A 9,112-nucleotide genomic window follows, 5' to 3' on the forward strand; every position below is an offset into this window, starting at 1 on the left:
TGACAACAACAAACATAATGACAGCATCTAAAATCCTAAGTATCTTGGGTAGGGGAAGTTGTGTGTTTAAGCAAACCCAATCATCCGCAAACATGCGAAATACTACAACCGGTAACTATAAAAAGCACTAAATCACAAAGAACCAAAGCTACAAAACCTCCTACACAAAAAATACCGGTGTCGCTGAACACCGAATAGCAAAAAGCCCTGAAGTGTTTTCTACTCTCAGGGCTTTTTTGCATTAAGGCTTTTTTCTATTCGGCATAATGTTAGCACCAGTTGTTCTTCTCTTGTCATTGTTTTAAAAATTCGTATTCGTAAACTTTCGGTTCTATTTTGTCGGCAAGTTGTCTAAGCTTTTCTCTCAAGTCGCCTATTAAGTTCATATATGTTTCGTCTGAACTTTTATTGTTCATTTTCCCTGCTTCGTTTCTGCCTTGAAAATGTTCTCTTATGTCGTAAAGTGAAGCGTTAACATTACAGTTTGGTTGTCTATGGTAATATTTCCAAAGTTCTTTGGCAGAGTCAAAAACTGCTGTCGCTTCAGTTGAAAATACAAGCGGAGTTGTCCTTAAAGTTTGGTTGCCAAATAAATTTCCGTTGTTGTCAATTTTCAGCTTGCCATTTATGAACTTACTCATAAAATTGCTTTCAAACTTTTCTCTGGAATTTACTTCTTGTTCGGTGAATGGAATCCAATGATTTGTTCCTTTATCCGATTCAATATTATTTTTTTCGTGGAATAAAATAAAAGCTAAACAGTCATTTTGAAATTCAATATCAGATTCCCATAAGTTATTAGGGAAAAAATATTGGTCGTAATAATTCAGCCAATTTATATCAATACTTTTACGGACAGCCATATAAACTGAAATAGGAATAAGGTTATTTTGAGTAACCCACATACCTCTTGGATTAGCCATCTGTTCTTTGCTATTTAATAAGTAAACGATTTTATTCTGTTGAATATCATTACCATTTGTGCCAGCTAAAAATCCAATTTTTAGCTCGGTAGATTTGTCATTGTAACGTGTAATCCATTTATTTATGAATTCAAGTTTTGGATTTGCCCAAAACTGTCGTTGTCCTATTAATTCTCCTGATTCATCAAAAACTTCGCTTGTAGCGTGAATAAATGATTCCAGCTTTGACAAGTTCCAAATTTTGAAACCAATTGGGAAACTACCTTTTACATTGTCAAATGAGTATGCAGGAACGACAAACATCCTTTCAAGCTTAGCCTTGAATAACTCTCGAAATTTTGCAAAGGCAGCACCTTGTAAAACCTTAATTGTCGAAAACTCACCAAGAATGCAACCGTCTATTTCTTTAAAAATTCTTGTAAAGAAAAACGCATATATTTCTCTACTTGCTGCACCTATTGAATCAGCATACTTTGTATGTGCTTTTGATTGATTTACTCCTGCCTTGCCTTTATCACCGACACTTGAAACTTCAGCGTATGGCGGGTTGATATAAACAACTAATTTTTTCCTTTTTTCAGGATTATTGATTATGTCTTGAAGTGGTTTAGGCAGTCTGCTAAAATCATCATTAAGGAAGTCAAATTGAAATACGTGGTCGTCTAATAAGTTAGCACCGTTTTTTATACGGTCGTGCATTACTTCAACGTCTTGGCTGTCTAAAGTCGAAGCCCAAACGTTATACTTGTTGGTAAGCCCTGCAAGCAAATTGCCTGTGCCTGCGGCACAGTCCCACACGTAATATTCGTCTTGCCAATCTTCGCCTAATACATCAGTTAAATACTTTTGAGAAAGCTCTACCCAAATTTGAGGAGTGAAAAAACTTCCTTTTCGCTCTCTTACGTCTTGCGGAACAAGTAAATCTCTACGTTCTACAATGTAATCCCAATATTCTTCTTTTGGTGGTCGGTCGTATTTGTTCCAAAATTGAGTGTGGGCAACTTGCTTGTCTGTGAAGTCAGTTCGTTTACTGCTAAACATTCCTGCTTCATCTAATTTTCTGTCAAGTTCGTAATGGTCGTGTCTTAATAAAACAAAAAGTTTTTCTTTTAAAGTATTGTTTTCTTGTGAAAGAAGGTCGGCAAGATAAAAGTCACCGTCAATAATTCCCGTTTTCTTTGCAACGTCCCAGTTTACTGCAATTGTCGGTTTTACAGCTTGTAGCCATTTGTTGTAAATGACCATAAAATTGTTCTTGTCAATTTTCGTTTTGGTCAATCCGAATTTGCCGACAATGAAATTCTTCTTAATGAATTTCTTTAGTTCTCTGTCATCTGTTATAAAGTTAAAGAGTAGTGCTTTGCTGTCAATTACTGTTTTTACTTTTTCGTGAATGAGTTTGAATTCTTTTGTTGTATGATTTGAAGGAGTTACATTCCAGTTAAAGTCATTTATGTAAAAAACTTCGTGAATGTCGTTGTAAGGAATAAAAGCGATTTTTTCACCGTCAAATGCTCCTAACATTGCAGGTGGCAAAAACTTGTCAAATGTCCTTGCTTTACCAATTGTCAATATTAGCTGAACGATAGAATTGTAAATGTCGGAAGAACCTTTTTTTGCTTCTGCCCATAGTAATGATTCTTGTTCAAAAAGTTCTTTTTGGCTTTGGTGCATACAAACACTAAAGTCCACGTTGCCAATTATTTTTGTGCAGTCGTATATCCAAAAGTAGTCTTGTGCTACTTTGTTTTTCAGTTCTTCTTCTCTTATGTTTTTATACTTCATTTATCGTCTTTGTTCGTCTGTTAGGTGTTGTCTTACAATTGGTGCTAACGTTCCCACGCTTGGCGTTCGTGCGGGATTTCGGAGCACAAAACTGTCAGCCCAGCACAAAAGCCCAATTGGAAAACTGAACTTGAATTAACCAACGTCACCCCGCATGACGCCAAACGTGTGTTGGTGGCTGTTGTTCTTTCTTTATTCTGGTAGTTGTCCATTAGTTATCCAATAACTAAATTTTCTGTCAAGTATGTTAAAACAACCTTGTAAACTAGCTTGGTCATTTAAGCTTTTTGAAAGTCTGTCAAAATTTACATAGTCCAAGTCTTTCATAGCAATCTTTCTACTTTCCTTTCTCTTCTCTTCAAATTGGACGAGGAAATTTCTTAATACTCCTTTCTTTGAATTGCCATAGGTCTTAAATAACCAATAGTATACCGGAAGTAAACCTGATGAGGCAAGCAATGGGTCTTTTGTTATAAATGCATCACTCATTTGTCCCACAACCAATTTTATAGTTTTCATAGCACTAGTAAAGTCTAATTCTGCCTTTAAAGCGTCTTCAACTAATTTATCGATATGTATTTTTTTAGTGTCTACAAATTTGCCTCTGAACTCTAATAGTAGAATTTTTGCAGCAACATTTGAATCTTGCCCTCTCTTAGTGTTAAACTTAACTCTGTCTGTAAACAAATCAAGTTTTACAATTTCATTTAACAATTTAGGAACTACACCTTTCATTGCAGTTCTCAATTCTGCACCTGTAAGAGGCTTACTCTTATTAAGCCTTATAAAGAGTTCATTAATCATTCCTTCACTGTCAGTTATTATACTTCTTACAGAAAGATTAAAATTTTCAAACCGACTTGCAAGTTTTGGATATTTTGATTTTAGGTCCTTAAAACTCAAACCGCCTAAATAAATGTTGGGGTCTTCAAGTAAAACGAATTCTTTGTCAAGTGTTAATTTGTTTTCATAAAAATCAAACATTGCTTCAAACCTTTGTTTTCCATCGACAACCGCATAAGGTTTTCTCTTCTCATTCAGTGCTGAATTGAAAAAAGTAAAATCAGCAATGTAAATTTTAGGAATATCAAAACCATTCAATATTGAATCAATAAGGTATGATTTGTCTTTGTCTGTCCAAATCCTACCTTTTCTTTGATAGGATGGTTTAAAGTCAATATTATCCCGTTGGTCATACCACCAACTTAATGTTTTTGGGTCAAAATCTCTAAGTGTAAACATATTATATATCGAATTTGAAAAATCTCATTACTTCTTTTCCTAAACCTTCTAGGTCAGGATACACAACCGAATCTGTTATACCAAGAGAAGTTAATGATTGAAGTAGGTTACTAATCTTGTTACTTGGGAAAACAATTTTCATTAAACAATCTTGTTTGTATTTTTCATCTACATAGGTTTTTTCCATTGGCTGTACTTTCTTTCCAAACACTGTGAAAACTCCACGTTGAGCGACAATTCTCGGACTATTATGTGTGCCAAAAATTGCAACAGGTTTTTCTCTCATTCCGTCAAATTTAATCCTTGGTTTATAACTTTCTAAAAAGTGCTCTTGGACAGATAAAATACCTTGATTGTATGTATAGTCTTTTAGTGACTCTCTATTCCAAGCAACAGGGTCAAGAACCCAAACAGCTACATCATCTTTATAAACTTTTTTCTTTGCTTCAATTTCATACTTGGCACTTGTTAATGCAAAATATAGTGCAATAAATGGATTTTCCGTCCAATCAAGAAGTCTTGTAGGAATTCTATAATGTTGCATAAAAAACAAGGTTTCCCAATCATTTGTTTTGTCTAGAGGTCGTGAAAGAAATGGAACAGACCTTTGATTAAATCTGTCAATGATTCGTGTTTCCATTTCAATAATTTTTTCGTCTTGCGTAATTTCAGAATGTCTGTGAATTGATGGCGAAAGTGTATAGCTACTTTTTCCTGTCCCACGAAACCATAAAATATAGTCTGTCGAACTTTGTAATTTCTCTTCAATAAAACTAGAATACTGTTTTAATGTCGAAATAGTTTTAATGTTTAATGTTGTCGCCATATTTCTTTATGTTACGTCTGTCTTTTACAATTGCCACCAACGTCAGTCTGTGAAAAAAATATTTTTTCAGTATTTACAAATGTAAAATAATTTCAATAATTTTAAGGGGAAATAAATAAAAAAAATGCCTCAAATACAAGGTATCAACCGAGAACAAATCACTTTTTCAAACCTTGAAAGTCAGATAGCAAAAGACAATGAGATTCGATTTATAGATGCATTTGTAGATAAGCTGGATTTAAAACAACTCGGTATTCAATCGCTCATTCAGAGGGAAAAGAAAAAAGCCGGGAGAGCATCTTTTGAAGATGCACTTTTTTTAAAACTGTATCTATATGCCTATTTAAACGGATTAAGAAGCAGTCGTAAATTAGAGAAAGAAGCTGTTCGTAATATTGAGTTGCAGTGGTTGCTCAAAGGACTTTGTCCGAACTATCATTCTATTGCCGACTTCCGAAAGATTAATGCTGTGGCACTAAAAAGCTTATTTAAGTTGTTTGTGTTGTTTTTGAAAGAAGCGGGCTTGATTGGTGGTAATGTGATTGCCGTAGATGGCACCAAAATAAGAGGGAGCAACAGTAAAAAGAATAACTATAACCCCAAAAAGATTGAAAGGCATCTGGCATATATCGAAGAAAAAACAGAACAATATTTAGAGCAGTTAGATAAAGCCGATAGGGAAGAAAACCAAGTCCAGAGTCTATCCATTAGTGATGTAGAAGATAAATTAGCCAAGCTGAAAACACATAAGATCAAGTACGAACAATTAGCCAAGCAACTAGAAGAGAATAAAGAGCCACAGGTAAGCACTACTGACCCTGATGCAAGAGCCCTATTGGTTCGAGGTGTAGTGGTAGAAGTAGGCTACAATGTACAAGCAGCCGTAGATGCACAGCACAGCTTGGTAGTAGCCACACACACCATCAATCGCAACGATAAAAATGCCTTGTACGATATAAGCAGCGAAGCCAAAGAGAATATAAAAGCAGAAGCCCTCACGGTTATAGCCGACAAAGGATATCACACCGGAAAAGAATTGCAATCATGTCAGGCAGCAGCAATAGAAACAATAGTAGCAAGGCAAGAGATAGTGAACAGCAACGAAGGTGGCACACAACCTGAGTACCTCATTCAACACTTTAAGTACAACCAGGAAACCGATACGTACACCTGTCCGCAAGGCGAAACACTGCATACCACAGGCAAATTGCATACAAAAAAGCGCAGTGAAGACATCTCCTATCAATTTAAAAAGTACCGAAGTACAGCTTGCAATACATGCCCTGTAAAACACCTCTGCACCGGCAGACAGGATGGTCGAAGGGAAATAGAACGCAGTGAATATGCCGAAGCGGTAGAGAGAAACAAAACGAACTATGAATCCAACGCAGAGTTATACCGCAAACGGCAGGAGCTAAACGAACATATCTTTGGCACAATCAAACGGCAGTGGAATTTGTATTACACCAATTTGAGAGGATTAAAAAAAGTGAATGGAGAGCTGGCACTCATCATGACTGTTTACAATATAAAACGCGCCAAGAACATCTTAGGCTTTGATAGACTGATGGAAGTGCTGAAAAATTGGACACCAAAGTATCCAGGAGGATATTTTTCAATTAAAAGTAGACTTCATCAGCCGCGGCTGATAAGCCAATATACGCCCATTAATTTTTTCCAAGAAAATATCGCTGCATAAAATCAAGCCATCTTAAAACAGAGAAGAGCACTTCTACATTAATTTTAAAAGCAGTATTTTAAAAGAAAATGACTTTTTTCACAGCCTGACGGTTTGGGTATTGGCGAAGGCAGGGCTTTGAAAAACGTCAGCTCAAATATTGCACAAAAGCTGATAGAAGTACAAATGTTGATATACTTCCGTCAGCCCTGCTTTTGCCAATACCTTGTTCAAGCGACACCTTCGGTGAGTTTTGTATTTTGCTATTGACATCATAAGCAAAGATACGGACATTACCTTTCATCAAAAAATATATTATGAAAGGAAACACCATTTCTTTAAAACCACTCAATGAAAGTGGCAAAAGATGGTTGCAAAAGACTCTGCAACTTTTACAAATACAAGAGTACGGCAAGGGCTCTGTGCGCAACTACCTGCAAGAGCTCACCTTGCTCTTTAAGCATTACAACAATTTGCAAGTGGAAGAATTACGGCAAGAACACATTGAGCGTTATGTGCTATTTATTAAAGAGAACCATAGGGTAGGCCGAGCCAAATGCAGGAGTGTGGCACAAGCCTGTAGTTACTTTTTTAAGAAAGTTATGCCATCGGATTATATCGTTCCCAGCAAGCTTTACCCTAAAAAACAATTTGTGCTTCCTGATATTATGACAGAGCAGCAAGTAGCCCAACTGTTTAATGCATCGCTTTCTTTAAAAGAATACTGTGTTGTGGGGTTGCTTTATGGCTGCGGTATGCGCATTAGCGAAGTGTGTGATTTAAAGATTAGCCATATAGACAGCACCAACCAGCGTATTAAAGTAGTACAGGGTAAAGGCGGAAAAGATCGTTTCACCTTACTGCCACAAAGTTTATTGATTCAGCTTAGGCAGTACTATTTACAGGCCGGACGCCCCAAAGAATACCTGTTTACCAGCCAACAGACCAAGTGTGCTGTTCATGTACGCAGCATGCAGTTGGTGGTAAATAGTGCCATGCAAAAAGCAGGATTCGAATGCGGACGGTTTACGGCACATACCCTGCGACACTCCTTTGCTACGCACCTGCTCAATCAGGGCAATAATATTCATGTGATAAAAACACTGCTTGGCCATAGCAAGTTAGAAACCACCATGATTTATCTGCACCTGCAACACCACACCCAGCTTGGCATTGTATCTCCCTTAGAAAGATTGGGCAGTGGAACAAGCGGAAATTAAGCAAAGGCTTCAAACCAGAATCTTTGCCCACCACAGTGGACAGCAGTTTAATCCGTACAGTCAAAGTGTGTTGAAAAAGTTGTCCGATTGCCATACGTTAAGGTTAGGCATGCATGTTTATCGCTGCAATACTTGTTCTCACCAACATCACCAATATCATAGTTGCGGCAACCGGCATTGCCCCAATTGTGGTGGCTTAAAGCGCGAACAGTGGCTGCACGACAGAATGAGTGAGTTGTTGCCCACCACCTATTTCCATATCGTGTTTACCCTGCCGCAGCAATTAAGAAGTCTGGCCATGGGCAACCGCAAAGCAGTTCTTAATTTGTTGTTTGAAGCAAGCAATTATACGCTTAGAAAATTGGGTAGTGATGAAAAATATCTTGGAGGAACACCGGGCATCATCAGCATTTTGCACACCAACGGACAAGACTTAACTTTTCATCCGCACATACATTGCATCGTGAGTGGTGGTGGCATAGATAAAGAGGGCCGATGGCAAAAAGAGAAACGCAGGACCGGTAACTTTCTTTTTCCCAGAAGAGCGATGGAAAAGATTTTCAAGGGCTATTTCTTAGAAAAACTGTTAGCATTAAAATTCAATCATCAACTGAATATTGAAGATGAAAAAATGTTTGAGAAAACAATGGGAGAATTGCAGTTCATCAAGTGGAATGTATATGCCAAACGTCCTTTTGGCGGGACACAACAGGTGTTGGAATACTTAGGCAGATATACGCATAAGGTTGCTATTACTACGCATCGGATAATGGCAATAACCGACACAACCATCACATTCAAATACAAAGACTACCAAGATGACAACAAACAAAAGTTGATGACCTTGAGCCATGAAGAATTTTTGCGCAGGTTTGAGCAACACATACTGCCCAAAGGTTTTGTGAAGATACGGCACAGTGGGTTTTTATCCCATCAGAACAAAACAGAGCGTTTAAAATCTATTTGCAGGCAATTAAAAATAGCAGAGCCACCACTAAAAGTAAAACTACCCGTAACCACTTTAGCAGCGATGAAGTACGGTGTGGATATTACGCAGTGTAGTGTTTGTAAAACTGGAACCTTAGAATTACAGGCAATCTATATCAACATAGCACGGCAGGGTGTACAGTTAGTAAATGTAGCGCTGTTGCACAACAAAGGCTCTCCACAAAAGATACAAAAACCTGTTAAACAAATGCGATGACAACAACAAACATAATGACAGCATCTAAAATCCTAAGTATCTTGGGTAGGGGAAGTTGTGTGTTTAAGCAAACCCAATCATCCGCAAACATGCGAAATACTACAACCGGTAACTATAAAAAGCACTAAATCACAAAGAACCAAAGCTACAAAACCTCCTACACAAAAAATACCGGTGTCGCTGAACACCGAATAGCAAAAAGCCCTGAAGTGTTTTCTACTCTCAGGGCTTTTT

General features: G+C 37.3%; 6 protein-coding genes. 3 read left to right on the forward strand and 3 right to left on the reverse strand.

Annotation, left to right across the window (positions count from 1 at the left end; all coding sequences use genetic code 11):
• Positions 1–293 precede the first annotated feature (293 nt).
• From V9G42_00585 to V9G42_00595, 3 genes are all read right to left on the reverse strand, one after another.
• Entirely contained in the window at positions 294–2,708 is a 2,415-nt protein-coding gene (locus V9G42_00585) for a hypothetical protein (GenBank protein MEI2757906.1), read from the reverse strand.
• A gap of 192 nt (positions 2,709–2,900) precedes the next feature.
• Positions 2,901–3,950, reverse strand: coding sequence for a DUF262 domain-containing protein (locus tag V9G42_00590; protein MEI2757907.1), 1,050 nt, complete (start codon positions 3,948–3,950; stop codon positions 2,901–2,903).
• A gap of 1 nt (position 3,951) precedes the next feature.
• Positions 3,952–4,776 (reverse strand): FRG domain-containing protein, encoded by an 825-nt coding sequence (locus tag V9G42_00595; GenBank protein ID MEI2757908.1) that lies wholly within the window; start codon positions 4,774–4,776, stop codon positions 3,952–3,954.
• A gap of 124 nt (positions 4,777–4,900) precedes the next feature.
• Here V9G42_00595 and V9G42_00600 point away from each other — a divergent pair, with 124 nt between their 5' ends.
• From V9G42_00600 to V9G42_00610, 3 genes are all read left to right on the forward strand, one after another.
• Entirely contained in the window at positions 4,901–6,475 is a 1,575-nt protein-coding gene (locus tag V9G42_00600; GenBank protein ID MEI2757909.1) for an IS1182 family transposase, read from the forward strand.
• Positions 6,476–6,771: 296 nt separating this feature from the next.
• Positions 6,772–7,674, forward strand: coding sequence for a tyrosine-type recombinase/integrase (locus V9G42_00605; GenBank protein ID MEI2757910.1), 903 nt, complete (start codon positions 6,772–6,774; stop codon positions 7,672–7,674).
• The gene (locus V9G42_00610; protein ID MEI2757911.1) at positions 7,655–8,878 is read left to right on the forward strand and encodes an IS91 family transposase; all 1,224 of its coding nucleotides are present in this window, start codon (positions 7,655–7,657) and stop codon (positions 8,876–8,878) included. The genes V9G42_00605 and V9G42_00610 overlap by 20 nt, the downstream gene beginning before the upstream one ends.
• Positions 8,879–9,112: the final 234 nt, after the last annotated feature.

It is taken from the genome of Bacteroidia bacterium (assembly GCA_037045145.1).
Classification (GTDB): domain Bacteria; phylum Bacteroidota; class Bacteroidia; order AKYH767-A; family OLB10; genus OLB10.